The organism is Sphingomonas sp., from assembly GCF_004799495.1.
Classification (GTDB): domain Bacteria; phylum Pseudomonadota; class Alphaproteobacteria; order Sphingomonadales; family Sphingomonadaceae; genus Sphingomonas.
Window position 1 is genome coordinate 367,583 of the sequence record NZ_SSMY01000011.1, and the last position, 25,306, is coordinate 392,888.

The 25,306-nt window shown below is 65.4% G+C and carries 39 protein-coding genes; 5 read left to right on the forward strand and 34 right to left on the reverse strand.

The annotated features are described in order from the left end of the window. Positions 1-110 precede the first annotated feature (110 nt). The 21 genes from rplO to rpsJ form a co-directional block, all read right to left on the reverse strand. Complete coding sequence (rplO, locus tag E7773_RS13230; protein WP_293992077.1) at positions 111-668, reverse strand: 50S ribosomal protein L15; 558 nt, start codon at positions 666-668, stop codon at positions 111-113. 192 nt (positions 669-860) lie between these two features. Further along, positions 861-1,037 carry a 50S ribosomal protein L30 gene (gene rpmD, locus E7773_RS13235; protein WP_293992079.1) on the reverse strand — a complete coding sequence of 59 codons (177 nt, stop codon included), beginning with the start codon at positions 1,035-1,037 and terminating at the stop codon, positions 861-863. Positions 1,038-1,042: 5 nt separating this feature from the next. After that, a complete protein-coding gene (rpsE, locus tag E7773_RS13240) occupies positions 1,043-1,765 on the reverse strand; it encodes a 30S ribosomal protein S5 (protein WP_293992081.1) in 723 nt (240 codons plus the stop codon). 2 nt (positions 1,766-1,767) lie between these two features. Next, complete coding sequence (gene rplR / locus E7773_RS13245; RefSeq protein WP_293992083.1) at positions 1,768-2,124, reverse strand: 50S ribosomal protein L18; 357 nt, start codon at positions 2,122-2,124, stop codon at positions 1,768-1,770. Then, on the reverse strand, positions 2,124-2,657 hold the full coding sequence (rplF, locus tag E7773_RS13250) for a 50S ribosomal protein L6 (RefSeq protein WP_293992085.1): 534 nt from the start codon (positions 2,655-2,657) through the stop codon (positions 2,124-2,126). The genes rplR and rplF overlap by 1 nt, the downstream gene beginning before the upstream one ends. Continuing rightward, positions 2,657-3,052: a 30S ribosomal protein S8 gene (gene rpsH, locus E7773_RS13255; protein WP_293992087.1), complete on the reverse strand. Its 396-nt coding sequence runs from the start codon at positions 3,050-3,052 to the stop codon at positions 2,657-2,659. The genes rplF and rpsH overlap by 1 nt, the downstream gene beginning before the upstream one ends. 10 nt (positions 3,053-3,062) lie before the next feature. Then, positions 3,063-3,368, reverse strand: coding sequence for a 30S ribosomal protein S14 (gene rpsN / locus E7773_RS13260; protein ID WP_293992089.1), 306 nt, complete (start codon positions 3,366-3,368; stop codon positions 3,063-3,065). Positions 3,369-3,387: 19 nt separating this feature from the next. Continuing rightward, a complete protein-coding gene (gene rplE / locus E7773_RS13265; protein WP_293992091.1) occupies positions 3,388-3,981 on the reverse strand; it encodes a 50S ribosomal protein L5 in 594 nt (197 codons plus the stop codon). Beyond that, entirely contained in the window at positions 3,974-4,291 is a 318-nt protein-coding gene (rplX, locus tag E7773_RS13270) for a 50S ribosomal protein L24 (RefSeq protein ID WP_293992093.1), read from the reverse strand. The genes rplE and rplX overlap by 8 nt, the downstream gene beginning before the upstream one ends. Beyond that, positions 4,291-4,659 carry a 50S ribosomal protein L14 gene (gene rplN / locus E7773_RS13275; protein WP_293992096.1) on the reverse strand — a complete coding sequence of 123 codons (369 nt, stop codon included), beginning with the start codon at positions 4,657-4,659 and terminating at the stop codon, positions 4,291-4,293. Before rplN ends, rplX begins: the two co-directional genes overlap by 1 nt. A 68-nt stretch (positions 4,660-4,727) precedes the next feature. Further along, complete coding sequence (gene rpsQ, locus E7773_RS13280; RefSeq protein ID WP_293992098.1) at positions 4,728-5,000, reverse strand: 30S ribosomal protein S17; 273 nt, start codon at positions 4,998-5,000, stop codon at positions 4,728-4,730. A 10-nt stretch (positions 5,001-5,010) separates the two neighbouring features. Next, a complete protein-coding gene (gene rpmC / locus E7773_RS13285) occupies positions 5,011-5,241 on the reverse strand; it encodes a 50S ribosomal protein L29 (RefSeq protein WP_293992100.1) in 231 nt (76 codons plus the stop codon). Position 5,242: 1 nt separating this feature from the next. After that, complete coding sequence (gene rplP, locus E7773_RS13290) at positions 5,243-5,677, reverse strand: 50S ribosomal protein L16 (RefSeq protein ID WP_293992102.1); 435 nt, start codon at positions 5,675-5,677, stop codon at positions 5,243-5,245. Between the two features lie 11 nt (positions 5,678-5,688). Beyond that, positions 5,689-6,396 carry a 30S ribosomal protein S3 gene (gene rpsC, locus E7773_RS13295; protein WP_293992104.1) on the reverse strand — a complete coding sequence of 236 codons (708 nt, stop codon included), beginning with the start codon at positions 6,394-6,396 and terminating at the stop codon, positions 5,689-5,691. After that, positions 6,396-6,773, reverse strand: coding sequence for a 50S ribosomal protein L22 (rplV, locus tag E7773_RS13300; protein ID WP_293992106.1), 378 nt, complete (start codon positions 6,771-6,773; stop codon positions 6,396-6,398). The genes rpsC and rplV overlap by 1 nt, the downstream gene beginning before the upstream one ends. 1 nt (position 6,774) lies before the next feature. Next, a complete protein-coding gene (gene rpsS / locus E7773_RS13305) occupies positions 6,775-7,050 on the reverse strand; it encodes a 30S ribosomal protein S19 (protein WP_293992108.1) in 276 nt (91 codons plus the stop codon). Beyond that, complete coding sequence (rplB, locus tag E7773_RS13310) at positions 7,050-7,898, reverse strand: 50S ribosomal protein L2 (protein WP_293992110.1); 849 nt, start codon at positions 7,896-7,898, stop codon at positions 7,050-7,052. Before rplB ends, rpsS begins: the two co-directional genes overlap by 1 nt. Next, the gene (locus E7773_RS13315) at positions 7,898-8,221 is read right to left on the reverse strand and encodes a 50S ribosomal protein L23 (protein ID WP_293992112.1); all 324 of its coding nucleotides are present in this window, start codon (positions 8,219-8,221) and stop codon (positions 7,898-7,900) included. The genes rplB and E7773_RS13315 overlap by 1 nt, the downstream gene beginning before the upstream one ends. Beyond that, the gene (gene rplD / locus E7773_RS13320) at positions 8,221-8,865 is read right to left on the reverse strand and encodes a 50S ribosomal protein L4 (RefSeq protein ID WP_293992115.1); all 645 of its coding nucleotides are present in this window, start codon (positions 8,863-8,865) and stop codon (positions 8,221-8,223) included. Before rplD ends, E7773_RS13315 begins: the two co-directional genes overlap by 1 nt. A gap of 2 nt (positions 8,866-8,867) precedes the next feature. Beyond that, the gene (gene rplC, locus E7773_RS13325) at positions 8,868-9,731 is read right to left on the reverse strand and encodes a 50S ribosomal protein L3 (protein ID WP_293992117.1); all 864 of its coding nucleotides are present in this window, start codon (positions 9,729-9,731) and stop codon (positions 8,868-8,870) included. A gap of 242 nt (positions 9,732-9,973) precedes the next feature. Continuing rightward, positions 9,974-10,282: a 30S ribosomal protein S10 gene (gene rpsJ, locus E7773_RS13330; protein ID WP_146570118.1), complete on the reverse strand. Its 309-nt coding sequence runs from the start codon at positions 10,280-10,282 to the stop codon at positions 9,974-9,976. Positions 10,283-10,484: 202 nt separating this feature from the next. Here rpsJ and E7773_RS13335 point away from each other — a divergent pair, with 202 nt between their 5' ends. Further along, complete coding sequence (locus E7773_RS13335; RefSeq protein WP_293992121.1) at positions 10,485-10,889, forward strand: hypothetical protein; 405 nt, start codon at positions 10,485-10,487, stop codon at positions 10,887-10,889. A gap of 79 nt (positions 10,890-10,968) precedes the next feature. Here the strand turns inward: E7773_RS13335 and tuf are convergent, their stop codons facing one another. The 4 genes from tuf to rpsL all read right to left on the reverse strand — a co-directional run bounded on the left by tuf (position 10,969) and on the right by rpsL (position 15,349). Then, entirely contained in the window at positions 10,969-12,165 is a 1,197-nt protein-coding gene (gene tuf, locus E7773_RS13340) for an elongation factor Tu (protein WP_293992123.1), read from the reverse strand. Between the two features lie 82 nt (positions 12,166-12,247). Then, the gene (fusA, locus tag E7773_RS13345; RefSeq protein WP_293992126.1) at positions 12,248-14,341 is read right to left on the reverse strand and encodes an elongation factor G; all 2,094 of its coding nucleotides are present in this window, start codon (positions 14,339-14,341) and stop codon (positions 12,248-12,250) included. 66 nt (positions 14,342-14,407) lie between these two features. Then, complete coding sequence (rpsG, locus tag E7773_RS13350; protein WP_293992128.1) at positions 14,408-14,878, reverse strand: 30S ribosomal protein S7; 471 nt, start codon at positions 14,876-14,878, stop codon at positions 14,408-14,410. 99 nt (positions 14,879-14,977) lie between these two features. Continuing rightward, a complete protein-coding gene (rpsL, locus tag E7773_RS13355) occupies positions 14,978-15,349 on the reverse strand; it encodes a 30S ribosomal protein S12 (protein ID WP_022691828.1) in 372 nt (123 codons plus the stop codon). A gap of 260 nt (positions 15,350-15,609) precedes the next feature. Between rpsL and E7773_RS13360 the strand changes: the two genes are divergently transcribed. Both E7773_RS13360 and E7773_RS13365 read left to right on the forward strand, forming a co-directional pair. Continuing rightward, on the forward strand, positions 15,610-16,212 hold the full coding sequence (locus tag E7773_RS13360; protein ID WP_293992134.1) for a hypothetical protein: 603 nt from the start codon (positions 15,610-15,612) through the stop codon (positions 16,210-16,212). Positions 16,213-16,263: 51 nt separating this feature from the next. Further along, positions 16,264-16,737 (forward strand): polymer-forming cytoskeletal protein, encoded by a 474-nt coding sequence (locus E7773_RS13365; protein WP_293992136.1) that lies wholly within the window; start codon positions 16,264-16,266, stop codon positions 16,735-16,737. Between the two features lie 3 nt (positions 16,738-16,740). Here E7773_RS13365 and E7773_RS13370 read toward each other — a convergent pair whose 3' ends face one another. After that, positions 16,741-17,205 (reverse strand): MAPEG family protein, encoded by a 465-nt coding sequence (locus tag E7773_RS13370; RefSeq protein ID WP_293992139.1) that lies wholly within the window; start codon positions 17,203-17,205, stop codon positions 16,741-16,743. A 54-nt stretch (positions 17,206-17,259) separates the two neighbouring features. Here E7773_RS13370 and E7773_RS13375 point away from each other — a divergent pair, with 54 nt between their 5' ends. After that, the gene (locus E7773_RS13375) at positions 17,260-17,712 is read left to right on the forward strand and encodes a GFA family protein (RefSeq protein ID WP_293992141.1); all 453 of its coding nucleotides are present in this window, start codon (positions 17,260-17,262) and stop codon (positions 17,710-17,712) included. Here E7773_RS13375 and E7773_RS13380 read toward each other — a convergent pair. From E7773_RS13380 to E7773_RS13410, 7 genes are all read right to left on the reverse strand, one after another. Continuing rightward, on the reverse strand, positions 17,709-18,854 hold the full coding sequence (locus E7773_RS13380; RefSeq protein ID WP_293992143.1) for a PDZ domain-containing protein: 1,146 nt from the start codon (positions 18,852-18,854) through the stop codon (positions 17,709-17,711). The two genes, E7773_RS13375 and E7773_RS13380, sit on opposite strands and share 4 nt — an antisense overlap. A 73-nt stretch (positions 18,855-18,927) precedes the next feature. Then, the gene (locus tag E7773_RS13385) at positions 18,928-19,686 is read right to left on the reverse strand and encodes a tetratricopeptide repeat protein (RefSeq protein ID WP_293992145.1); all 759 of its coding nucleotides are present in this window, start codon (positions 19,684-19,686) and stop codon (positions 18,928-18,930) included. Positions 19,687-19,753: 67 nt separating this feature from the next. Further along, a complete protein-coding gene (gene lpdA, locus E7773_RS13390; RefSeq protein ID WP_293992148.1) occupies positions 19,754-21,148 on the reverse strand; it encodes a dihydrolipoyl dehydrogenase in 1,395 nt (464 codons plus the stop codon). Beyond that, positions 21,064-21,699, reverse strand: a complete 636-nt coding sequence (locus tag E7773_RS13395) for a DUF559 domain-containing protein (protein WP_363130449.1) — start codon at positions 21,697-21,699, stop codon at positions 21,064-21,066. Before E7773_RS13395 ends, lpdA begins: the two co-directional genes overlap by 85 nt. Beyond that, positions 21,621-21,974, reverse strand: coding sequence for a hotdog domain-containing protein (locus tag E7773_RS13400; RefSeq protein WP_293992153.1), 354 nt, complete (start codon positions 21,972-21,974; stop codon positions 21,621-21,623). The genes E7773_RS13395 and E7773_RS13400 overlap by 79 nt, the downstream gene beginning before the upstream one ends. Continuing rightward, positions 21,967-22,188 carry a hypothetical protein gene (locus tag E7773_RS13405; protein ID WP_293992155.1) on the reverse strand — a complete coding sequence of 74 codons (222 nt, stop codon included), beginning with the start codon at positions 22,186-22,188 and terminating at the stop codon, positions 21,967-21,969. Before E7773_RS13405 ends, E7773_RS13400 begins: the two co-directional genes overlap by 8 nt. Positions 22,189-22,201: 13 nt before the next feature. Continuing rightward, positions 22,202-23,539: a pyruvate dehydrogenase complex dihydrolipoamide acetyltransferase gene (locus tag E7773_RS13410; RefSeq protein ID WP_293992157.1), complete on the reverse strand. Its 1,338-nt coding sequence runs from the start codon at positions 23,537-23,539 to the stop codon at positions 22,202-22,204. A gap of 144 nt (positions 23,540-23,683) precedes the next feature. Here E7773_RS13410 and E7773_RS13415 point away from each other — a divergent pair, with 144 nt between their 5' ends. Beyond that, entirely contained in the window at positions 23,684-24,139 is a 456-nt protein-coding gene (locus tag E7773_RS13415) for a universal stress protein (RefSeq protein ID WP_293992159.1), read from the forward strand. Here E7773_RS13415 and E7773_RS13420 read toward each other — a convergent pair. Then, positions 24,136-25,251, reverse strand: coding sequence for an acyltransferase (locus E7773_RS13420; RefSeq protein ID WP_293992161.1), 1,116 nt, complete (start codon positions 25,249-25,251; stop codon positions 24,136-24,138). The two genes, E7773_RS13415 and E7773_RS13420, sit on opposite strands and share 4 nt — an antisense overlap. Positions 25,252-25,306: the final 55 nt, after the last annotated feature.

Below are 25,306 nucleotides of genomic sequence, written 5' to 3' on the forward strand. Positions count from 1 at the left end.
ACGCTTGAGAGGTTGTCTAACCTCTGGAGCAATTTGTTCCCCGGCGGAGGCCGGGGCCCAGCATCGAGCGGCTCGCGACTGGACCCCGGCCTTCGCCAGGGAACAGCTGATTACTTCTTCGCGGCGGCCGCCTGCTTGGCTTCCTTGTCGGCCTTGCGCGCCTTGTACGCCACGCCCTTCTTGGCGGCGGCCTTCTCGGCGGCCGGCACGACGTGGATCACGTCGACCTTGCCGCCGGCCTTCTCGACCGCTTCGATCGCGCCCTTCGACGCGCCGGCGACGGTGAAGTTGAGCTTGGCCGAGAACTCACCCTTGCCGAGCAAGCGAACGCCGTCCTTGCCACCGCGCGCCACGCCGGCTTCCTTGAGCGCGGCGTGATCGAGCGTCGCGCCCGCCTTGATCTTCTTGGCGTCGACCAGCTTCTGGATCGCGCCTAGGTTCACCACGGCATAATCCTTGGCGAAGACGTTGTTGAAGCCGCGCTTCGGCAAGCGCATGTGGAGCGGCATCTGGCCGCCTTCGAAGCCGGCGATCGAGACGCCTTCGCGGCTCTTCTGGCCCTTGACGCCACGCCCGCCGGTCTTGCCCTTGCCCGAACCGATGCCGCGTCCGACGCGCATCCTGGATTTACGGGCGCCCGCATTATCGCGGATATCGTTCAGTTTCATGTCGTGCACTCGCTTTCGCTTTTGTCGCGCTTAATTTCCCTCTCCCACCTCGGGAGAGGGACGACGACCCGCCAGGGTCGTCAGGGTGAGGGCTGGGTCGAAACGCTTCCTGGGAAACGATGGCGCCCGAACGGGCCGCTTCGACTTAACCCTCTCCCCAGCCCTCTCCCGTAAAGGGAGAGGGAGATTTTCTTACTCGCCGACGCTCACCATGTGAGACACCTTGCGGATCATGCCGCGCACTTCGGGGGTGTCGGTCAGCTCGACGGTCTTGTGCATCTTGTTGAGGCCCAGACCGATCAGCGTCGCGCGCTGGTCCTTGGTGCGGCGGATCGGCGAGCCGGTCTGCGTGATCTTGACGGTTGCCATCTGTCTTACTCCGCGATCGCGGCCGCATCGGCCTCGGCGGTTGCGGAACCACCACGGCCGAGCAGGTCGGCGATCTTCTTGCCGCGCCGCTGCGCAACGCTCTTGGGCGAGGTCTGCTCGCCGAGCGCTTCGAAGGTGGCGCGGATCATGTTGTAGGGGTTCGACGTGCCGACCGACTTGGTCACCACGTCGGCGACGCCCAGACTCTCGAACACGGCGCGCATCGGGCCGCCGGCGATGATCCCGGTGCCCGCCGGCGCCGAGCGCAGCGTCACCAGGCCAGCCCCGAAGTGACCATTGCCGTCGTGATGCAGCGTGCGGCCTTCCTTCAGCGGCACGCGGACCATGGTCTTCTTGGCCGCTGCGGTCGCCTTGGAAATGGCTTCCGGCACTTCGCGCGCCTTGCCGTGACCGAAGCCAACGCGACCCTTGCCGTCGCCCACGACGACGAGTGCTGCAAAGCCGAAGCGCTTGCCGCCCTTCACCGTCTTCGAGACGCGGTTGATGTGGACCAGCTTCTCGATCAGCTCTTCGCCGCCGTCGTCCATGCCGGGGCCGCCACGGCCACGACCGTCGCGACCGCCACGGCCGCCGTCACGGCCACCGCGATTGCCGCCGCCCGGGCCGCCACGGCCACGGCCGCCACGCGGACCACGACCGCCCTCGGGCAGTGCCGTCTGCTCGGACTGCTCGGCGGGAGTCGCCTGCGGGTTGTTGTCGTCAGCCATTCTTAAAACTCCAATCCGGCTTCGCGCGCGGCGTCAGCCAGTGCCTTGACGCGGCCGTGGTAGAGGAAGCCGCCACGATCGAACACGACCTGCTTCACGCCGGCCTTCACCGCGGCTTCCGCCACGCGCTTGCCGACCGCGGTCGCGGCGTCGATATTGGCGCCAGAGGTGCCGCGCACGTCCTTTTCCAGCGTCGACGCCGAGGCGACGGTCGTGCCGTTCGCGTCGTCGATCACCTGGGCATAGATATGCTTGCCCGACCGGTGCACCGACAGGCGCGCCCGGGTGCCGGCCCGCGCGCGGAGCGCGGTGCGATTGCGGCGGCGCCGCTTCTCGAACAGAGAGAGACCCTTGGTCATTACTTCTTCTTCCCTTCCTTGCGGAAGATGTACTCGCCGTCGTACTTGATGCCCTTGCCCTTGTACGGCTCGGGCTTGCGCCAGCGGCGAATCTCGGCGGCGAGCTGGCCGACCTTCTGCTTGTCGGCGCCCGAAATCTCGACCGTGGTCTGATCCGGGGTCGCCACCGTCAGGCCTTCCGGCACGTCGATATCGACATCGTGGCTATAGCCGAGCTGAAGCTTGAGCTTCTTGCCCTGCGCCGACGCGCGATAGCCGACGCCGGTGATCAGCAGCTTCTTGGAGAAGCCGTCGGTCACGCCGGTGACGAGGTTCTGCACCAGCGTGCGCTGCATGCCCCAGAACGCGCGCGCGCGCTTGGTGTCGTTGGCCGGCTGGACCGCGACCGAGTCCGCTTGCACGTCCCAAGTCACTTCCTGCGCCATCGGCATGGAGAGAGTGCCCTTGGGCCCCTTCATGCTGAGCACGCCGCCCTCGACCGTGGCGGTGACACCGCTCGGGATCGCGACCGCCTTCTTACCGATGCGGCTCATCAGAACACCTCCGCCAGCACTTCGCCGCCGACGTTCTGGTCGCGCGCTTCGGCATCCGAAAGCACGCCACGCGGCGTCGAGACGATGGTGATGCCCAGCCCGTTCATCACGCGCGGCAGTTCCTGCGAACCGCTGTACACGCGGCGGCCCGGCTTGGAGACGCGCGCGACATGCTTAATGGCCGGCTGGCCCTCGAAATACTTGAGTTCGATCCGGATGCCCTTGGCGGGACCCATCTCTTCCTCGCTGTAACCACGGATATAGCCCTCGCGCTGGAGCACGTCGAGCACGCGGACGCGCAACTTCGACGCCGGCGAAAGGACGCTGTCCTTGCGCGCGCGCTGGCCGTTGCGGATGCGGGTGAGCATATCACCCAGGGGATCGGTCAAAGCCATCTCTTGGTCCTTACCAGCTCGACTTCGTGACGCCGGGAATCAGGCCCTTGTTGGCCAGTTCGCGCAGCTGCACACGGCAGAGACGGAATTTGCGGTAGTAAGCGCGGGGACGCCCGGTCACTTCGCAACGGTTGCGGATGCGGGTCGGGTTACCGTTGCGGGGCAACTCGGCCATCTTCAGCCGCGCGATCAGGCGCTCGGTATCGTCGAGCGACTTGTCGTTCGCCTGCGCCTTGAGTTTCGCCAGCTTGGGAGCGGTTTTCGCCACCAGCTTCTTGCGCTTCTCGTTCTTGTTCACGGAACTCAGTTTCGCCATGACTTAAGTTCTCTTTCCCTTATGCCGCTTGCTTCTGCTCGCCGTCCGCTTCCTGCGGAAACGGGAAGCCGAAGAGACGGAGCAGCTCGCGCGCTTCGTCGTCGGTGTTTGCCGAAGTGGTGACGATGACGTCCATGCCGCGCACCTGGTCGATGCGGTCATAGTTGATCTCCGGGAACACGAGCTGTTCCTTGAGGCCCATCGCGTAATTGCCGCGACCGTCGAACGATTTCGGGTTCAGCCCGCGGAAGTCGCGAACGCGCGGCAGCGCGATCGTGATGAAGCGGTCGAGGAACTCGTACATGCGCTCGCGACGCAGCGTGACCTTCACGCCGATCGGCATGCCCTCGCGCAGCTTGAATTGCGCGATCGACTTCTTCGCCTTGGTGACGACCGGCTTCTGGCCCGCGATCAGCTCCATTTCCGAAGCGGCCTGCTCGACCTTCTTCTTGTCCTGAGTCGCTTCGCCCACGCCCATGTTCAGCACGATCTTCTCGATCCGCGGAACTTCCATGGCGTTCTTGTAGCCGAACTTGTCGGTCATCGCCTTGACGATCTTCTCGTCATAGATGCCCTTCATCCGCGGCGTGTACTTGGTGTCTGCCTTAGCCATCGATCTTCTTCCCGGTCTTGACCGCGACGCGGACCTTCTTGCCGTCCTTGGCCGTTTCGAAACGGACGCGGGTCGGCTTGCCGTCCACGACATGGGCAACCTTCGAAATGTGCAGTGGCGCTTCCGAGCGATCGAGCCCGCCCTGCGGGTTCGCCTGGCTCGGCTTCACGTGGCGCACGTGGACGTTCACGCCCGACACGATGACCTTGCCGTCCTTCGGCATCGCCTTGGTGACTTCGCCGGTCCGGCCCTTGTCCTTGCCGGACAGAACGATGACCTGGTCACCCTTCTTGATCTTCGCGGCAGCCATCACAGCACCTCCGGCGCGAGCGAGATGATCTTCATGTGCTTGCGCGCGCGCAGTTCGCGGACCACCGGGCCGAAGATACGGGTGCCGATCGGCTCCTCGTTCTTGTTGACCAGGACGGCGGCGTTGCTGTCGAACCGGATCACCGTGCCGTCGGCGCGGCGAATGTCCTTGCGGGTGCGCACGATGACCGCGCGATGCACGTCACCCTTCTTCACGCGGCCGCGCGGCTGCGCTTCCTTGATGCTGACGACGATGATGTCGCCGACGCCGGCCGTGCGGCGCTTCGAGCCGCCCAGCACCTTGATGCACTGCACCCGCTTCGCGCCGCTATTGTCAGCGACGTCGAGATTGGATTGCATCTGGATCATCGATCCGCTTCCTTCTCTCTTGGCCTACCGGGACATCCGCCCGGGGGTTCCGCTAAAACCAGTGACGCTTACGCGTCGACGTCAACTCGCTCGGGCGTCGCGTGGGTGTTGACCCGCTCGATCACCTTCCAGGTCTTCAGCTTGGACATCGGCGCGGTCTCTTCGATCCGCACGGTCTCGCCCTGCTTGTATTCATTGCCCTCGTCATGGGCGTGGTACTTCTTCGAACGGCGGATGATCTTGCCGTAGAGCGCGTGCTTGACCTTGCGCTCCACGTTCACGACCACCGTCTTGTCGCCCTTGTCCGAGACAATCTGCCCGGTCAGCACGCGCTTCGGCATGTCCTATTCCTTACTTCGCGGCCGCGGACGCTTTCGCGCGCGCGGACTGCTGGGTCTTGATACGGGCGATGTCGCGACGGACCTCGCGCACGCGGCTCGGCTTCTCGAGCTGGCTGGTCGCCGCCTGGAAGCGCAGGTTGAACGCCTCGCGCTTCAGCTCGGCCAGGCTCTCGTTCAGCTGGTCGTCGCTCTGGCCGGCGACGTCTAGCTTGCTCGACGACTTGGTTTCTTTCTTCGCCATCTTATTCGCCTCCGAGGTGCGACGTGTCACCCAGACGCGCCACGACCTTGACCTTGATCGGCAGCTTCATCGCCGCGCGGCTGAACGCTTCCGCCGCGAGCGGGCCGGGCACGCCGTCCAGCTCGAACAGGATGCGGCCGGGCTTGACGCGAGCGGCCCAATATTCCGGCGCGCCCTTGCCCTTGCCCATGCGGACTTCGGCCGGCTTCGACGTCACCGGCACGTCCGGGAACACGCGGATCCACAACCGCCCCTGGCGCTTGATGTGACGCGTGATCGCGCGGCGAGCCGCCTCGATCTGGCGCGCGGTGATCCGCTCCGGCTCCAGCGCCTTCAGCCCGTACGAGCCGAAGTTGAGCGTGGCGCCGCCCTTGGCATCGCCGTGAATGCGACCCTTGAACTGCTTGCGGTGCGCGAACTTTTTCGGTTGCAGCATCTCTTATATCCTTAGCGACGATCGTCGCGCGCGGGGCGCACGCCGGAGGTCTGGGCCTCCATCATCAACTTTTCCTGCGCGAGCGGGTCGTGGCCGAGGATCTCGCCCTTGAACACCCACACCTTGACGCCGCAGACACCGTAAGCGGTGTGCGCCTGCGCCTCGGCGTAATCGAGGTGCGCGCGCAGCGTGTGCAGCGGCACGCGGCCCTCGCGATAGCTCTCGGTCCGCGCGATCTCGGCACCGCCGAGGCGGCCGCCGCACATCACCTTGATGCCGTCGGCGCCCAGGCGCATCGCCGACTGCACCGCGCGCTTCATGGCGCGGCGGAACGCGATGCGGCGCTCGAGCTGATCGGCGATACCCTGCGCGACGAGCTTGGCGTCGATCTCGGGCTTGCGGATCTCGACGATGTTCAGCGACACGTCGGACGAGGTCATCGAGCCGATCTTCTTGCGAAGCTTCTCGATGTCGGTGCCCTTCTTCCCGATGATCACGCCGGGGCGCGCGGCATAGATCGACACGCGGCACAGCTTGGCCGGGCGCTCGATCACCACCTTCGAGATCGCGGCCTGGGGCAGCGTGTCGAGGATGTACTTGCGGATCTTCAGATCCTCGAGAAGCAGCCGGCCATAGTCCGCCCCTTCCGCGAACCAGCGGCTGTCCCAGGTACGGTTGATCTGCAGGCGCAGGCCGATCGGATTGCTCTTGTGACCCATTATGCTTCTTCCTGCTCGCGCACGACGATGCGCAGACGTGAGAACGGCTTCAGGATGCGGGTGGACTTGCCACGGCCGCGGGTCGCGAAGCGCTTCATCGTGATCGACTTGCCGACCGAAGCCTCGGCGACGACGAGCGCGTCGACGTCGAGGTTGTGGTTGTTTTCCGCGTTGGCGATCGCCGACGCGAGAACCTTGCGCGCGTCGACCGCCATGCCCTTCTTCGAAAACTGAAGAATGTTCATCGCGTCGCCGGCCTTGCGGCCACGGATCAGCGCCGCAACCAGGTTCAGCTTCTGCGCCGAACCGCGGATCTGCGTGCCGACCGACAAGGCTTCCTTGTCGCCGACCTTGCGGGGGGATTTAGGCTTGGACATTTTAACGCTTGCCCTTCTTGTCGGCGGCGTGGCCCGGGAAATACCGGGTCGGCGCGAACTCGCCGAGCTTCATGCCGACCATGTCCTCGTTCACCGACACCGGCACGAACTTGCGGCCGTTGTAGACGCTGAAGGTCAGGCCGACGAAGTCGGGCAGGATGGTCGAGCGGCGCGACCAGGTCTTGATTGGCGCGCGCGCGTTGGTTTCCTGCGCGGTCTGCGCCTTCTTGAGCAGGCTCAGTTCGACGAACGGGCCCTTCCAGATCGAGCGAGCCATTACTTCTTCCTCGCGTGACGGCTGCGGATGATCATCTTGTCCGTCGCCTTGTTGTGACGGGTGCGCGCACCCTTGGTCGGCTTGCCCCACGGGGTGACCGGATGACGGCCGCCCGAGGTCCGGCCTTCACCACCGCCGTGCGGGTGGTCGACCGGGTTCTTAGCGACGCCGCGAGTCAGCGGGCGGATGCCCTTCCAGCGGTTGCGGCCGGCCTTGCCCAGATTGGTGTTCTGGTTGTCGGGGTTCGACACCGCACCGACCGTCGCCATGCAGTTCGAGTGGATGTAGCGCTGCTCGCCCGAATTGAGGCGAACGATCACCATCCCGCGGTCACGGCCGACGACCTGCACATAGGTGCCCGCCGAGCGCGCGATCTGACCGCCCTTGCCCGGCTTCATCTCGACGTTGTGGACGATCGTGCCGACCGGCATCGAGCCCAGTTCCATCGCGTTGCCAGGCTTCACGTCGGTCTTCTTGCCCGCGACGATCTTGTCGCCGACGCCGAGGCGTTGCGGCGCGATGATATACGCCAGCCGATCCTTGCCGTCCTCGCCCGCGCCGTAGTTCACGAGCGCGATGAAGGCGGTGCGGTTCGGGTCATACTCGATCCGCTCGACCGTGCCGTCGACGTCCCACAAGCGGCGCTTGAAGTCGACGATGCGATACTTCTGCTTGTGACCGCCGGCGATCCCGCGCGACGTCACATGGCCCTTGTTGTTGCGGCCGCCGGTCTTCTGCTTGCCCTCGGTCAGCGCCTTGACGGGGCGTCCCTTGAACAGGCCCGACCGGTCGATCAGGATCAAGCCGCGGCGCGCCGGGCTCGTCGGGTTATAATGCTTGAGTGCCATTACGCGCTGACCCCTTGCGTCACGTCGATGGACTGACCGTCCTTCAGCGTGACGATCGCCTTCTTGATGTCCGAGCGCGTGTAGTCGGCGCCCTTCCACTTCTTGGTCTTGCCCTTCTGGACGATCGTGTTGACGCCCGTGACGCTGACGTTGAACAGCGCCTCGACCGCGGCCTTGATCTCGGGCTTGGTCGCGTCGCGCGCGACCTTGAACACCACCGCATTCTGTTCCGACATCATCGTCGACTTCTCGGTGATGTGCGGGGCGACGATCACGTCGTAGTGACGGATGTCGACCGCGCCTTTGCTGGGCTTCTTAGCCATTAGTTAGTCCCTCCCGGAAGGGCGAAACGCGCCTCCAGCTTCTCGACCGCGGCGCGCGTCAGCACCAGCGTATCAGCCTTTAGGATATCGTAGACGTTCGCGCCGGCGGCCGGGAGCACGTTGACGTGACCCAGATTGCCCGCGGCGAGCGCGAAGCTGTTCTCGACGGCGTCGCCGTCGATCACCAGCGCCGACTTGCCGAAGCCGAGCTTGGCCAGGTCGCCCTTGAGCGTCTTGGTCTTGCTGTCCTTGACCGCCAGACTGTCCATCACGAACAGCGAACCGGCCTTGGCGTGGCTCGACAGCGCCATCTTCAGGCCCAGCGCGCGAATCTTCTTGTTCAGCGACGGGTTGAAGTCGCGGACACGGGCGCCGTGCGCCTTGCCGCCGCCGACGAACACCGGGGCACGGCGATCGCCGTGACGCGCCGTGCCGCCGCCCTTCTGGCGGCCGAACTTCTTGCCCGAGCGCGCAACGTCGGCGCGCTCGCGCGTGCCGCGTGCGGTCGCGCGACGCTTTTCGAGCTGCCACGTGACGACGCGGTGCAGGATGTCGGCGCGCGGATCGAGGCCGAAGACCTCGTCGTTGAGCTCGACGTCCGCCGCTTTCGCCTTGGCGTCGAAGGAGGAAACCTTGACCTTCACGTTCAGCCCTCCTGGCCGGAATTGTCGGTGTCGCCGCCGTTGTCGGTGGCATCGATCTCTGCGTCGGTCGCACCAGCCGCATCGGCGGCCTCGACGGCGGCATTGACCTCGTCATCGCCCGGCAGCGCGGGGATTTCGTGGACCGCGGCCTCGTCGATCTCGATCCCGACATGCGGCTCGGCATCGTCGTTGGCGCTGCGCAGGCCGGCCGGGTACGGCGCGTCCTTGTGCGCGGGCACCTTGACCGCGTCCTTGACGAACAGCCAGCCGCCCTTCGAGCCGGGCACCGAGCCCTTCACGAAGATCAGGCCGCGCGCGACGTCGGTCGCGACGATCTCTAGGTTCTGCTGGGTGCGATACTTGTCGCCCATCTGGCCGGCCATCTTCTTGTTCTTGAAGACCTTGCCCGGATCCTGGCGCTGACCGGTCGAACCGAGCGAGCGGTGCGAGACCGAAACGCCGTGCGACGCGCGCAGACCACCGAAGCCCCAGCGCTTCATGCCGCCGGCAAAGCCCTTGCCCTGCGTCTTGCCCTGGATGTCGACGATCTGGCCGGCGACGAAGTGCGCGGCCGACAATTCGGCGCCGACATCGAGGAGGTTGTCCTCGGTGACGCGGAATTCGTGGACGATCGCCTTGGGCTCGACCTCGGCCTTGCCGTACGCGCCGCGCTGCGGCTTGGCGACGTTCTTTGCCTTGGCGCTGCCCGCGCCCAATGCGACGGCGGTGTAGCCGTCACGATCCTGTTCGCGACGGGAAACGACCTGCAAGCCTTCGAGGCTCAGGACGGTGACGGGCACGTGGCGGCCGTCGTCCTGAAACAGGCGGGTCATCCCCAACTTCTTCGCGATCACGCCGGTACGCATGATCCATACTCCTCACAGAGGCACCCAGCGGAATTGCTCGGGTGCGTGCCGGGCACTCATCGAAGTAATACTTCGATGGGACCCGTCAGCCCGGAAATGCGAAGCGAGCCCCCGTCCCGGGCTGGTTGTCCGTAGCCAAAGCTATGAACGTGACGGGAGACGCTGCCTGATCCGAAGATCAGCGGTATCTCTATGTGTCAGCGACCAGCAGGACCTAGGGTCGACCGCCGGTGCGCAGGCCCTTAGGCCAGCTTGATCTCGACGTCAACGCCCGCGGCGAGGTCGAGCTTCATCAGCGCGTCGACCGTCTGCGGGGTCGGCTGAACGATGTCCAGCATGCGCTTGTAGGTGCGAACCTCGAACTGCTCGCGCGACTTCTTGTCGATGTGCGGGCCGCGGTTCACGGTGAACTTCTCGATGCGCGTCGGCAACGGGATGGGACCACGGATCATCGCGCCGGTGCGGCGCGCGGTGTCGGCGATGTCGCCGGTCGCCTGATCGAGCACGCGATGGTCGAACGCCTTCAGGCGAATGCGGATATTGCTGTCCATGGTTCCTGCCAATGCGAAAGAGCGGGGCAGCTAACCCTTGAAGGGGGCCACCTCTTGCTGGTTCAAACTCAAACTGAAGGCGCGCCCCTACACAGGGTGGCGCTCGGGATCAACCCCCGTTCGTCGCATCACGCGTGAAAAAGAAGTTGCGACTTATCTGGAACTCTGCGAATTAGCTGAATCTCAGCATAGGAGATTCGAAATGATGCGCAATGTCTCAATTTCAATCGACGTTTTTCACGCAATCTGGGCGGCGCGAGAGCAAGGCGAGAATGACGAAGATGCCATACTTCGTCGCCTCCTAAAGGTCGCGGGAGGTGCATCAATTCCCGCGCAGGGAATCTTGCAGCAAGGCCGCAGCTGGACCGACAAGCGTTATGGCGTGGAGTTCCCACACGGCTTTGAGATTTATCGGCGCTATCTTGGGCGAGACTTTCGAGCCGTTGTGATGGATGGACGGTGGACCCTCAATGGCCGAGAAATTGACGTAAAGAGCATCAACGAACTGAGCCAGGCTGCCGGCACCAAGACGGAGAACGGTTGGGTTAACTGGCGCTATCGCTCAGCAGATGGAACCGAGCGGAAAATTGCCGAACTCCGGAACTAGTCGACAGCAAGGCCCCAAACGCCAAAAAGCCCGGCCTCTTGCGAGGCCGGGCTTTCCGCTCAGTCCCTAGGAACCAATCTTACTTGGTGATGCCCGAGACGATGCCCGAGCCGACCGTGCGGCCACCCTCGCGGATGGTGAAACGCTGGCCGACGTCCATGGCGATCGGCGCGATCAGCTTCACGCCCAGCGCGACGTTGTCGCCCGGCATGACCATCTCGGTGCCGGCCGGCAGTTCGACGGTGCCGGTCACGTCGGTGGTGCGGAAGTAGAACTGCGGACGATAGTTCGCGAAGAACGGCGTGTGACGGCCGCCTTCGTCCTTCGACAGGACGTACACTTCCGACGCGAAGTCGGTGTGCGGCGTGATCGAGCCCGGCTTGGCCAGAACCTGGCCACGCTCGACCTCTTCACGGCCGACGCCGCGGATCAGCGCGCCGATGTTGTCGCCGGCCTGGCCCTGATCGAGCAGCTTGCGGAACATTTCGACGCCCGTGACGGTGGTCTTGCGGACTTCCGGCTGGATGCCGACGATCTCGACTTCCTCGCCGACCTTGACCACGCCGGTCTCGACGCGGCCGGTGACGACGGTGCCGCGGCCCGAGATCGAGAACACGTCTTCGATCGGCATCATGAACGGCTTGTCGAGCGGACGCTCGGGCTGCGGCAGATATTCGTCGACCGCGTTCATCAGCGCCATAACGGCATCCTTGCCGAGCTTGTCGTCCGAGCCCGAGAGCGCGGCGGTGGCCGAGCCCTGGATGATCGGAATATCGTCGCCCGGGAAGTCGTACGAGCTCAGCAGCTCGCGGATTTCCAGCTCGACCAGCTCGAGGATTTCGGCGTCGTCGACCAGGTCGACCTTGTTCATGAACACGACCATCGCCGGCACGCCGACCTGACGCGCGAGCAGGATGTGCTCGCGGGTCTGCGGCATCGGACCGTCGGTCGCCGACACGACCAGGATCGCGCCGTCCATCTGCGCGGCGCCGGTGATCATGTTCTTCACATAGTCGGCGTGGCCCGGGCAATCGACGTGCGCATAGTGGCGCTTCTCGGTCTCATACTCGACGTGCGCGGTCGAGATCGTGATGCCGCGCTCGCGCTCTTCCGGCGCCTTGTCGATGTTGGCGAAGTCGACCGCCGCGTTACCGGCGACGTTTTCCGCCAGCACCTTGGTGATCGCCGCAGTCAGCGACGTCTTGCCATGGTCGACGTGACCGATGGTGCCGATGTTCATGTGCGGCTTGTTCCGCTCGAATTTTGCCTTCGCCATTTTTCCTACCTCTATGGAAAATCGTTTCGTGGGCCCGCCAGGGGAACCGCGCGAAGGCGGCCCCATAGCGGGTGTTTTTGAGTTAGGCCAGCTTTGCCTTGACCTCGTCAGCGACGTTCTGCGGCACTTCGTCATAGTGCGAGAACTGCATCGAGTAGCTCGCGCGGCCCTGCGTGAACGAGCGCAGCGAGTTCACGTAGCCGAACATGTTCGCCAGCGGGACCATCGCCTCGACCGTCTGCGCGTTGCCGCGCGTGTCGGTACCCTGGATCTGGCCACGGCGGCTGTTCATGTCGCCGATCACGTCGCCGAGGTAATCCTCGGGCGTCACCACCTCGACCTTCATCACCGGCTCGAGCAGCGTGATCCCGGCCTTCTGCGCGCCTTCGCGCATCGCGCCGCGGGCACAGATTTCGAACGCCAGCGCCGACGAGTCGACGTCGTGATACTTGCCGTCGACCAGATGCACTTCGAAGTCGATGATCGGGAAGCCGATCAGCGACCCGGTCTCGGCGGTCTCGCGGAAGCCCTTTTCGACCGACGGGATATATTCGCGCGGAATGTTGCCGCCCTTGATCTCGTCGAAGAACTGGAACCCCGAACCGCGTTCGCCCGGCTTCAGCTGGACCTTCACTTCGCCGAACTGGCCCGAGCCGCCCGACTGCTTCTTGTGCGTGTAGGTCAGCTCGACCGGCTTCTTGAGGTACTCGCGATACGCCACCTGCGGCGCGCCGACATTGGCCTCGACCTTGAACTCGCGCTTCATGCGGTCGACCAGGATCTCGAGGTGGAGCTCGCCCATCCCCTTGATAATGGTCTGGCCCGATTCGTGATCGGTCGAGACGCGGAAACTCGGGTCCTCGGCGGCCAGGCGGTTGAGCGCGATGCCCATCTTTTCCTGGTCGGCCTTGGTCTTGGGCTCCACCGACAGCTCGATGACGGGGTCCGGGAACTCCATCCGCTCGAGGATGATCGGGTGCTGCATGTCGCACAAAGTGTCGCCGGTCGTGGTCTCCTTGAGGCCCGCGATCGCGACGATGTCGCCCGCGCGCGCCTCGTCGATGTCCTCACGGCTGTTCGCATGCATCAGGAGCATACGGCCGATCTTTTCCTTCTTGTCCTTCACCGAGTTCAGGTACTGGCCCTTTTCGAGCTTGCCCGAATAGATGCGCGCGAAGGTGAGCGAGCCGACGAACGGGTCGTTCATGATCTTGAACGCCAGCAGCGACAGCGGCGCATTGTCGTCCGCCGGACGCGAATCCGGGGTCGTGCCGTCGAGCTTCACGCCCTGCACGTCCGGAATGTCGAGCGGCGACGGGAGATAATCGACGACCGCGTCGAGCAACGGCTGCACGCCCTTGTTCTTGAACGCCGAGCCGCAGATCACCGGCACGAACGACATGGCGAGCGTGCCCTTGCGGATCAGCCGCTTGAGCGTCGCGACGTCGGGCTCGTTACCTTCGAGGTACTGCTCCATGACATCGTCGTCCTGCTCGACGACCATCTCGATCAGATCGTTGCGGTACTTGGCGGCCTTTTCCTTCAGGTCATCGGGGATGTCCTGATATTCGAACTTCGCGCCCAGCGACTCTTCGAGCCAGATGATCGCGCGGTTCTCGACCAGGTCGACCAGGCCCTTGAACCCGCCCTCGATGCCGATCGGGAGGTACAGCACCGCCGGCTTCGCGCCGAGGCGCTCGATGATCGAGTTGACGCAATAATAGAAGTCGGCGCCGGTGCGATCGAGCTTGTTGACGAAGCACATGCGCGGCACGCCGTACTTGTCGGCCTGGCGCCACACCGTTTCCGACTGCGGCTCCACGCCGGCGACGCCGTCGAAGCACGCGACCGCGCCGTCGAGCACGCGCAGCGAACGCTCGACTTCGATCGTGAAGTCGACGTGGCCCGGGGTGTCGATGATGTTGATCAGGTGCTCTTCGCCCTTGCCCTCATTCGCCTTCCACTTGCACGTGGTCGCCGCCGAGGTGATCGTGATCCCGCGCTCCTGCTCCTGCTCCATCCAGTCCATCGTCGCGGTGCCTTCGTGCACCTCGCCGATCTTGTAGGACTTGCCGGTGTAATAGAGGATGCGCTCGGTCGTCGTCGTCTTGCCGGCGTCGATGTGGGCCATAATGCCGATGTTGCGATAGCGTTCGAGCGGATGGCTGCGGGCCATGACGTGCTTCCTTGGAAAATGTCGGGAGCCGGCGATGACCGGCTCCCAGTTATGTAGGTAAGAAAATTACCAGCGGTAGTGCGAGAAAGCGCGGTTGGCTTCGGCCATGCGGTGCGTGTCCTCGCGCTTCTTCACCGCGTTGCCGCGGTTGTTCGACGCGTCGAGCAACTCGCCCGACAGGCGCGCCGACATCGTGTTCTCGGAGCGCGCGCGCGCGGCCGAGATCAGCCAGCGGATCGCCAGCGCCTGGGCGCGCTCGGGGCGCACTTCGACCGGCACCTGGTACGTCGCACCGCCGACGCGGCGCGAACGGACTTCGATGCCCGGCTTGATGTTGTTGAGTGCGTCATGGAACACGCCGAGCGGATCCTTCTTGGCGCGCGCCTCGACGGTTTCCATCGCCGAATAGACGATGCCTTCCGCGACGGACTTCTTGCCGTCCAGCATGACGCTGTTCATGAACTTCGACAGAACCTCATCCCCGAACTTGGGATCAGGCAGGATTTCCCGCTTTTCGGGACGGCGGCGACGAGCCATTTCAAAATTCCTTGTTGTGCTTCAGCGGGTCCGGAACCTGTGGGAACCCATCAAAGTACTACTTTGATGGGAGCCCTGTCCGGGGCTTACTCTGGCTGATTATTTCGGACGCTTGGCGCCGTACTTCGAACGGCTCTGCTTGCGGTCCTTGACGCCCTGCGTATCGAGCACGCCGCGCAGGACATGATAGCGAACGCCGGGAAGGTCGCGCACACGGCCGCCGCGGATCAGGACCACCGAGTGCTCCTGCAGGTTGTGGCCCTCGCCTGGAATGTAGCTGATGACTTCGCGCTGGTTGGTCAGGCGGACCTTGGCCACCTTGCGCAGCGCCGAGTTCGGCTTCTTCGGGGTCGTGGTGTAGACGCGGGTGCAGACGCCGCGCTTCTGCGGGTTCTGTTCCATCGCAGGGACCTTCGACTTGGCCTTCTGCGGGTCGCGGCCCTTGCGGACCAGCTGGTTGATCGTTGGCATGAAGCCCTTCACCTTTGTGTTACCCGAAAATCGGGCGGTTACTTTGCCGGGAGCCTTTGGAAAAAACGAAAAGGGTCGTTGGGCGCCTCTCGGCACATCCCATGACCCGCGTCTTCCGGCAGCGTTCAGCTCTCCCCACGTGGCAAAACTGCCGGTGGAGCGGGCGCGCCTATAGACGGGGAGTCGGAACTGGTCAACCGGCCCAAGCGCGCAATCCCGGCTTTACGCGGCGCTAACCCGGCCTGCTGTATCACGGCGCGATGCAGCCGTCACCGATCCCCCTGCCCGCCGGTATCGCCGCCGCGCGCGACGCGGCACATAGGGCGTGGCTGGTACTGGCGGCAGGCGCGCTCGTGCCGGGATGGTCGGTGGCGCGGGTGATGCCGCAGTTCCTGACGGTCGGCGACACGGCGCCGCTGTCCGACGGTGCGCCGAACGTGTGGGCGATCGTGCAGACGCTGCCGTGGCTCGGCGACCTCCCGCTTGCCGGGTTGGCGATGGCGATGGCAATCGGTGCCGGTGCGTGGCTCGCGGCGCATTTCTCGGCAAGGCCGCCGCGCGGCGATGCGCTGTTGCCGGCGGGGTTGCTCGTCGCGCTGACGCTTCCCGGACTGCTTCCCTATATGCAACCGGTCGATTTCCTGCCCGCGGTCGCATTGAGCGTCGTGCTGGCGCTCCGCCACCGCGACTATTCGGCTGCCGCGCCCGTTGTAGCGGGTTTTGTGCTGGCGATAATCGGGCTCCCGGCCTTTGGCGGCGTCGCAACGATTGTCGCTATGGTGCTCATCGTACGAAAGTTCCTCGCCTCGCCAGCGAATGACAACGGTCTGCCGCTTAACCCATTTAATCCCTATCCGGTCTGACCGCCGCGCCTGATAGCATGCCCGCGAATCGGGAAGCGAGCGAGAGGCATTATGTTCAACAAGCGTGAGGACGCCCCGGCGTCGACCATTTCACCGGCGGGCGGCGCGCGCCGTACGGCGACCGGCGGCTTTTCGGTGATCGGGCCCGACATGGTCGTGACGGGCAACGTCCGCGCCACCGCGGACTTGCATGTCGAAGGGCGGATCGAGGGCGATCTCGACTGCGGCAACCTCGTGCTCGGCGCCGACGCCACGGTGCAGGGCATGGTCCGCGCCGACAATGCGCGGATCGCCGGCGGGATCGAGGGATCGGTCGCGATCCGCCAGCTCGTCGTCGAATCGGGCGCGCGGATCGCGGGCGACGTCGACTATGAATCGATCTCGATCGAGAATGGCGCGCAGATCGACGGGCGGCTGCGCCACACCGCCAAGCTGGCCAGCGCGCCGGTCAATGTCGTCACCCCGGCGCTCGGCGGACCGAAGGAACTCAAGATGTTCGACGCGGCGGAGGAAGAAGCGGCGTAACTATCAAATCATCGCGTTCGCCATCGCCGCATCGTAGACACTCGCCGCATTGATCGTGTCGATGAAGAACCCGATCCACATCGCGAAGAGCAGCCCGCACGACACGATATAGATCATCGCGCGCAGCGGCACGCGCTTGACCACGACATGCACCACGCTGTGCGCGACACGCGACGCGACGAACAGCCACGCCAGCGCGATCTGCACCGGGTGCGCCTGGTGCGTGATCATCAGGAGCGGCACCAGCGCGAAATAGAGCACAGGGATTTCGAACAGGTTGCGCAGATTGTTCGCCGGCATCTCGACCGGCGCGAAGTAACGCGATGCCGCATCGCCGCTCGCGAGGTTGGCGGCCGTCGGCGGGTTGCTCCGGATATGCCGCATGCGCTGGAGGAACAGCACGAACCAGATCGTGACGATCAACGCGACCAGCGCAAAGGTCGGCCACAGGATGGCGAACGGCTGCATCAAACTCTCCCTGTCGTTATATGCCGACGCTGCACGATCAGACGGAGGATTGCCATGCCCGATTGGACGTTACCGATGGCGGGCGGTTGCCGCTGCGGCAAGGTGCGCTTTGAAATCACGCGGCCGCCGATGATGACGACGATCTGCCATTGCACCGGGTGTCAGCGCATGACGGGCAGCGCGTTTTCGACGACCGTCATCGTGCCGATCGACGGGTTCGCGGTGACTAGAGGTGAGACGGTCGTCGGCGGGATGCACGGCGATCAGGGCCGGCACCAGCATTGCGACTGGTGCAAGAGCTGGATCTTCACCGAAGTCCCGCCCGCGATGGGCGTGGTCAACGTCCGCGCGACGATGCTCGACGATCCGTCCTGGTTCGTGCCGTTCGCCGAGACCTATACCAGCGAGGCGCTTCCCTGGGCGCTCGCCGGATCGCCCCACCCGTACGAGAAATTCCCGCCGATGGAGGACTATCAGAAGCTGATGGGCGAATTCGCCGCGCGTTAGCCGCAGCGCGGCAATACGACCTTCTCGCGCGGCGCGCCGGCGACGGTGTAGATCCGCTCCGCCGGGAATTTCACGCGCAAGCCCGTCTTGGGCAGGTCGAAATCGTACACCGCGCCCTTCAGCCCCGCCATCCGCCCGCCGCACACCGGCTTGCCGATTGCGAGGAAACCGACCGCCAGCCCCTCGCCCATGCTCCCGGTCCAGCGCCCGGCGCGCACGCTGACCGGGCCGGGATGATATTTGCCGACACGCGGCAGGACGTATTCGACCCACTGCCGTCTGATCCCGGTCTCGCGTTCTTCCGAGGGCAGCTGGTGCATCTGGTAGGGCATCGGGCGCGTTACGAACCACCCCATCACCGCGCGCGCGATCGCGGTCGTGCCGCCCGACGGCACGTCGCTCACGTCGATTACCACCGGCGCCTTCGCAGGCACGCTCGCCATAACCGCGTCGAACGCCTTGATCGTGCCGAGGTCGCCGATCGAATTGTTGAAGCGGATCGTCGTCACGCCCTTCGCGGTCGTCACGGTCAGTGCGGGCCGGTCGGGCTGGTCCTTGTAGAGGCTGTCGAGCGTCAGCGTCCGCTCGCCCTGCGGTCCGGCGAAGGTCAGCACGCGCGGCCGGTCGCGTCGCCCGGTCGCGATGACACGCGCGGCGAACGGCGCACGCTCGCCAACGGGCTGCAACCCCATTCGCGACCAGAACACCGCCACCGCCGCGTCGATCGGCTGGCCGTCGGCTTTCACCAGCCGCTCGCCGACGCGCACGCCCGCCTTCGCGGCGATGCTCCCGTCCTTCACCGCGTCGACGACGTACGCATCGCCCGATTTCACGATCCAGATGTCGGCGTAGCTCGGCACGATGCCCCAATCATCTTTGAACGAGCTGCCGGTCAGCGCGTGATGATCGGCCAGCGCCGCGATCATGTCCTCGGCGTAATGGAGCAGCGAATCATGGTCGTGCACCGCGTCGCGCTCGGCGGTGAGTTGCGGTGACGACGGCACCGCGCCGCCGGGCAAATCGTCGAGATAGGCGTAATTGTCGGCGATCAGCCTCGCGAGCGACCTGGCGTCGGACGCGTAATCGGCGCTGGAAAGATCGGGCGCGGGCGCGGCACCGAGCAGCAAGAATGCGCAAGGCACGAGATATCGCGTTGCCGTCAGCGTGCGACGCGATATCGGCGTGGCGGGATGGAACGACACCGGTCCGCGCCTTCTATGGCTGCCCTCCCAGCGCCGTGATCCGCGCCCTGATTTTGCCGGCAAGCTCCGCCGACGGGTTGAGCGTCAACGCCTTGCGGTACGTCTCGATCGCGCGCGGCACATCCTTGGCGACGCCTTGGCCGCTTTCGAGCAGCACGGCCAGATTGTGGCAGGCGCCCGCCTCGCCGCCGTCGCATCCCCGCTGCAAGAACGTCGCCGCGCGGGCATAGCTCTGTGCGACGCCTTGCCCGGTGGCATACATGTTGCCGGCGTTGCTGCACCCGAGCGCGTTGCCGCCGTTGCATCCCTGCTCGTACAACGCCACCGCCTTGGCATCGTCCTTGGGCACGCCCCGGCCCGCGCCGTACAGAAATCCGAGATTGGTGCAGCCGACCGCCTCACCCCCGGTGCAGGCCTGCTGGTACAGCGCGAACGCGCGGGCATAATCGCGCGGCACGCCCCTGCCGTTGCTGTACATGTACCCGAGGCTTTTGCAGCCGAGCGCGTCGCCGCCGTCGCAGGCGCGCCGGTACAACGAAACCGCAGACGCAAGGTCCGCGGTCACGCCCCGCCCGTTTTCGTACATCACCCCGAGGTCGGTGCAGGCCCATGTGTCGCCGCCGTCGCACGCTTGTTTCAACTTGGGGACGGCAGTCGCATAATCCCCCCGATCGGCGGCCGCCCGCCCAGCCTTGTACGCGTCCGACGATTGCGCGAAAGCCGGCGAGCCAAGCGTGAAGGCGAATGCCATCACCAGTGATGCAATGCGCATTGTGTCCCCCCTACCGATCGACGCGCAAACTTATTTCACCACTGGGACGCGCGCAATGTCTCGTCGGTCAAATGTGCAGCGCCCGCCCGTATGCCGCGAGCACGCTTTCGTGCATCGCCTCGCTGATCGTCGGGTGCGGGAATACCGTTTCCATCAGCTCGGTCTCGGTCGTCTCCAGCGTCTTGCCCACGGTGTAGCCCTGGATCATCTCGGTCACCTCGGCGCCGACCATGTGCGCGCCGAGCAGCTCGCCTGTCTTGGCGTCGAACACGGTCTTCACGAACCCTTCGGCCTCGCCCAGCGCGATCGCCTTGCCGTTGCCGATGAACGGGAAGGTGCCGGCCTTGACCTCGTACCCGGCTTCCTTCGCCTTCGCCTCGGTCAGCCCGACGCTGGCGATCTGCGGGTGGCAATAGGTGCAGCCCGGAATGTTGCGCGGGTCCATCGCGTGCGGATGCTTGCCCGCGATCGCCTCCGCCGCGATCACGCCCTCGTGGCTCGCCTTGTGCGCGAGCCAGGGCGGCGCGGTGATGTCGCCGATCGCGTACAGGCCGGGGACATTGGTCTGGCAGTCGGGCCCGGTCTTCACGAACCCGCGGTCCATCGCGACGCCCAGCGCCTCCAGCCCGGTATTCTCGGTGTTGGGCACGATGCCGATCGCGACGATGACGTGGCTGAATTCGGACGTCGCGGTCTTGCCGTCCTTGTCCTTGATCGTCGCCTTGACCCCCGACGCGCCGACCTCGAGCTTCTCGACTCCGGCCTTGGTCATGATCGTCATGCCCTGCTTCTTGAGCGCTTTCTCCAGGAAGGCGGAGACGTCGGCATCCTCGACCGGCACGATCCGGTCGAGCATTTCGACCACCGTCACCTCGGCGCCCATGTCCTTGTAGAAGCTGGCGAACTCGATCCCGATCGCGCCCGACCCGATCACCAGCAGCTTCGACGGCATCTCGCTGGGCGTCATCGCGTGGCGATACGTCCAGACGCGCTTGCCGTCGGCGGGCGTGCCGGGCAGGTCGCGCGCCCGCGCGCCGGTCGCGACGATGATGTTCTTGGCAGCAATCGTTTCCTTGCCCTTGTCGCCCGTGACCTCGATCTTGCCGCCACCGAGCAGCTTGCCCGTCCCCATGTGCACCGCGATCTTGTTCTTCTTCATCAGGTGCGTGACGCCCTGGTTGAGCTGCTTCGCGACCCCGCGCGAGCGCTTCACGACGGCGTCGAGGTCGGCCGAAATCTCCTCCGCGGCGAGCCCGTAATCCTTGGCGTGCTGCATGTAGTGAAAAATCTCCGCCGAGCGCAGCAACGCCTTGGTCGGGATGCACCCCCAGTTGAGGCAGATCCCGCCGAGCAGTTCGCGCTCGACGATCGCGGTCTTCAGCCCGAGCTGCGCCGCGCGGATCGCCGCGACATAGCCGCCGGGCCCGGAGCCGAGAACGATGAGGTCGTAGGTGTCAGCCACTGGGGAGTTCCTTCTTCTCCCTCCCCCCTTGCGGGGGAGGGCCGGGGGAGAGGGGTCAGCGGCGAGGCCGGCTCGATGCCGGTCTCGTCGCTTTGAAGCGAATCGAGAATAGAGATTAGGACCGCATCCGCCCGCGCCAAGATGTCATTGTTGTAGAACCGCATCAGTCGGAATCGCTGCGCCCTCAGATAGGCATCACGCGCGGCATCGTACGCGCTGTCGATATGTTGCGATCCGTCTGCCTCAACGATCAACCGCGCTTCGAAACATACGAAGTCGACAATGTAGCCGTCGAGCTGCTGTTGACGTTTCCACTTCCAGCCCGCCAGCCGCTTGTTGCGGAGCAATCGCCACAACGCACGCTCGGCTTCGGTAGGGTTCTTTCGCATTTCGCGCGCTCTGGCGAGCGCGCGCCCTCTCCCTCCCACCGCTGCGCGGCGGGCCCCTCCCTCCCCCGAAATGGGGGAGGGATTCATTGATCCACCCCGACAAACACAAATTGCCCTTCTGCAACGCGCGCCACCGATTCGCCATGCCGGTCGCGTTTCCATGCTTGTGTCGCGATGGTGAGGGAGGTCTTCCCCTCGCCCGCGACCTCGGCCCAAACCGATAGCTCATCGCCGACATCGACAGGCGCGAGGAACTTGAACCCGTCCGCCGCGACCACCGGCGCGCGCTTGCCGGTCAGGCGCGACGCCAAACTTCCGCCCGCTAGCGCCATCTGGCCGAACAGCCAGCCGACGAACGCGGTGCCATAGGGGTTGGCGTCGGCCGCCATCACCGTCACGCGGATGTCGGGCGCGCGGTCCGGTGGCGCCTCAGTCATCCGCGCTCTGCCGCGCGCGCAGCCGGTCGGCGGTCCACGAATCCCAGAACGGCTTGAACCCCAGGCCCACGACGAACGCGATCGATACCCAGGCGATCGGCCAGATCGTGTCGGCACCGAGCGGATAGCTCCACGCCGCGCACCACGCGATGCACCACGTCACCACCGCACTGGCGATCATGTAGCAGAATTCGGCGATGGTGTGGCCGGACACGCTGCCCGCCCCCTCAGGCCAGCATGCCCAGCGGGTTCTCGATCAGCGCCTTGAACGCCTGCATCAGCTCGGCGCCGTCGGCTCCGTCGATCGCGCGGTGATCGAAGCTGCCGGTCGCCGACATCACCGTCGCGACGCCCAGCGCATCGTCGATCACATACGGCCGCTTCTCGCCCGCGCCGATCGCCATGATCATCCCCTGCGGCGGGTTGATGACCGCTTCGAACTGCTTAATCCCGAACATGCCCATGTTGGACAGGCTGGCGGTACCACCCTGATATTCGTGCGGAGCGAGCTTGTTGTCGCGCGCGCGCGCGGCCAAGTCCTTCATCTCGGTCGAGATCGCCGCGACGCCCTTGGTGTTGGCGCTCGCGATGATCGGCGTGATCAGCCCCGACGGCGTCGATACCGCGACCGAAATGTCCGCGCGGCTGAAGCTGATCAATTGGTCGGGCGTGAACATCACGTTGCACTTGGGCACCGCGATCAGGCTGGCCGCCAGAGCCTTGATGATCAGGTCGTTGACCGACAGCTTCATTTGGCGAGCTTCAAGGCTCTTGTTGAGGTCGCCGCGCAGCTTGAGCAGCGCGTCGAGCCGAATGTCGACCGTCAGGTAGATGTGCGGAACGGTTTGCTTCGATTCGGTCAGGCGGCGCGCGATCGTCTTGCGCACGTTGGAGAGCTTGGTCGCCTCGTGCGGGATGTCGGGAACGGTCGCGGGCTTGGCCGCCGCGACGGGCGCTTCCGCCGCCGATACCGTGCCGGCCTGCGCGGGGGCGGCGCCGGGCTTGGCGCCCTCGACGTCGGCCTTGACGATCCGCCCGTTGGGGCCGGAGCCGCTCAGCGCCGAAATCTCGATCCCCTTCTCCGCCGCAATTCGCCGGGCGAGCGGCGACGCCTTGACGCGCCCTTCCCCTCTCCCCCCAGGAGAGGGGCTAGACGATGCGCCAGCATCGGCTCGGGGTGAGGGCTGGGTCGAACCGCTGGCCGCTTCGACCTTGCCCTCACCCGGCGACGCCTTCGGCGCGCCACCCTCTCCCGAGGGGAGAGGGCCTTTGGGGTCGTCCTTCTTCGGCGCAGGCGCCGCCTTCGCGGCCGACGCATCCTCACCCTCGCCCGCCAGGATCGCGATCACCGCGCCGACCTTCACGTTGTCGGTACCCTCGGGCACGACGATCTCGGCGATCACGCCTTCGTCGACCGCCTCGAATTCCATCGTCGCCTTGTCGGTCTCGATCTCGGCCATCAGGTCGCCCGACTTGACGCTGTCCCCCGCCTTGACCAGCCACTTGGCGAGCGTGCCCTCCTCCATCGTCGGCGACAAAGCGGGCATCTTGATCTCGATGGGCATTCTTCGTCCTCTTGGGGCAGCGTCCTGGGGAGGCGGACCGTTCCCCAACGCTTTCGCCCCGCCCAAGGTTCGGGTCAAGACCGCGCGCTTGCGCGAGGCACGGTTCCGCGCCACCTATCGCACCAGCAAGAGGGGCTATCGGCAATGCGCATCTACCTGGTGGTGATCGACGACACGCCTGAGGCGGAAGTCGCGTTGCGCTTCGCCGCGCGGCGTGCGGTCAAGACCGGCGGCGGGGTCGAGATCCTCGCGCTGATGCCGCCGCAGGAATTCATCGCGTTCGGCGGCGTCCAGGCGACGATCGAAGCCGAAGCGCGCCAGCACGCCGAGGCGCTGGTCGCGGGCGCGGCGGGCACGCTGTTCGAGGAATCGGGACTCAAGCCCGCGATCACCGTGCGCGAGGGCGACGGGCCGAAGATCATCCACGAGATGATCGACGCCAATCCCGAAATCGCCGCCTTGGTGCTCGGCGCGGCGGCGAGCGGCGCACCCGGCCCGCTGGTCGCGCACTTCGCCGGCGCGGACGCGGGCACGCTGCGCGTGCCGATCATGATCATCCCCGGCAGCCTCGACCGCGAGGCGATCGACCGGTTGAGTTAGGCCTTCGCGGCGCTCACCGGCGCCGTCTCCGCGATATCCAGCGCCAGCGTTTCGGTAACCGGCGGCGCCACCGTCGGCGGTCGCGACCACCCGTTGATCCACCGGCGCATCGGATTCTCGTACACGAACAGCAGCGCGATCGCCGCGCCGATGATCAACGGATATTGCAGCAGCAGAACGCCGTGGCCGAGGCGCGTCGCACTCAGCGCGGCGTGGACCGGAACCGCCAGCATGTACATCGAATAGCTCGCCGCGCCGAGCAGGATGGCAGGCTTCGCGTCGAGCATCCGGGTGAACATCGCCCGCCGATTGTTGGCGAGCCCGATCGTCATCAGCGTCGAGAACACGATCGCGACCGCCGCTTGCTGCGGATACGACGGGAACATCAGCACGATCGCGAAACCGATCAGCGCCGTCCCCGGCGGCAACACTATCGGCCGTATCCCGCGCCGCGCCTGCCATTCCGCGATCGCCACACCGGCGAGAAATTCGGGGAAGCGCAGGATCGGCAGCGGCACCGTGCGCACCCAATCGGGGCCTAGCGTACCGCCGGGCGGGCCGGCGCTTCCGGTCAGGAAAATGAACAAGGTCGCGGCGGCGACGACGCCGGCGATCGTGCGCGGCGACATTCGCTCGACCAGGCGGCAGACGAACGGGAAGACCAGATAGAATGCGAATTCGACCGACAGCATCCAGCTCGGCCCGTTCCAGATGTCCCAGGTCACCGACCCCTCGCGCGGCCAGCATTGCAACAACAGGAATTGCGGCAATGCGTCCCAGCCGATCGAGGCGACGAAGGGCGCGACCGCGATCACCCCCAGGAAATAGACGGGGTAAATCCGCGCAAACCGCGACACGGCGTAGCGCCGCCAAGCGCCGGGCTCCGCCATGCGATGCCGATAGAGCGTCTGGAGGATGAACCCCGACAGGACGAAGAAGAAACCCTGCGCCAGCGTGCCGTTGAGCAGCAGATTGTCGACCAGCGGCGGCGTCCAGCTCTGCAACGCCAGCCAGCTCGCCCCCGAATGATGCAGGATCACGGCCATCACCGCGATGAACCGAATACCCATCAACGGGCGAAGCAATGCCGCCCGGTTCGCACGATCGTCCATGCCATCCCCTTTGGCCTCTCCTCCAGCCAGTTCGCGGAAATTGCAAGTGACTGAA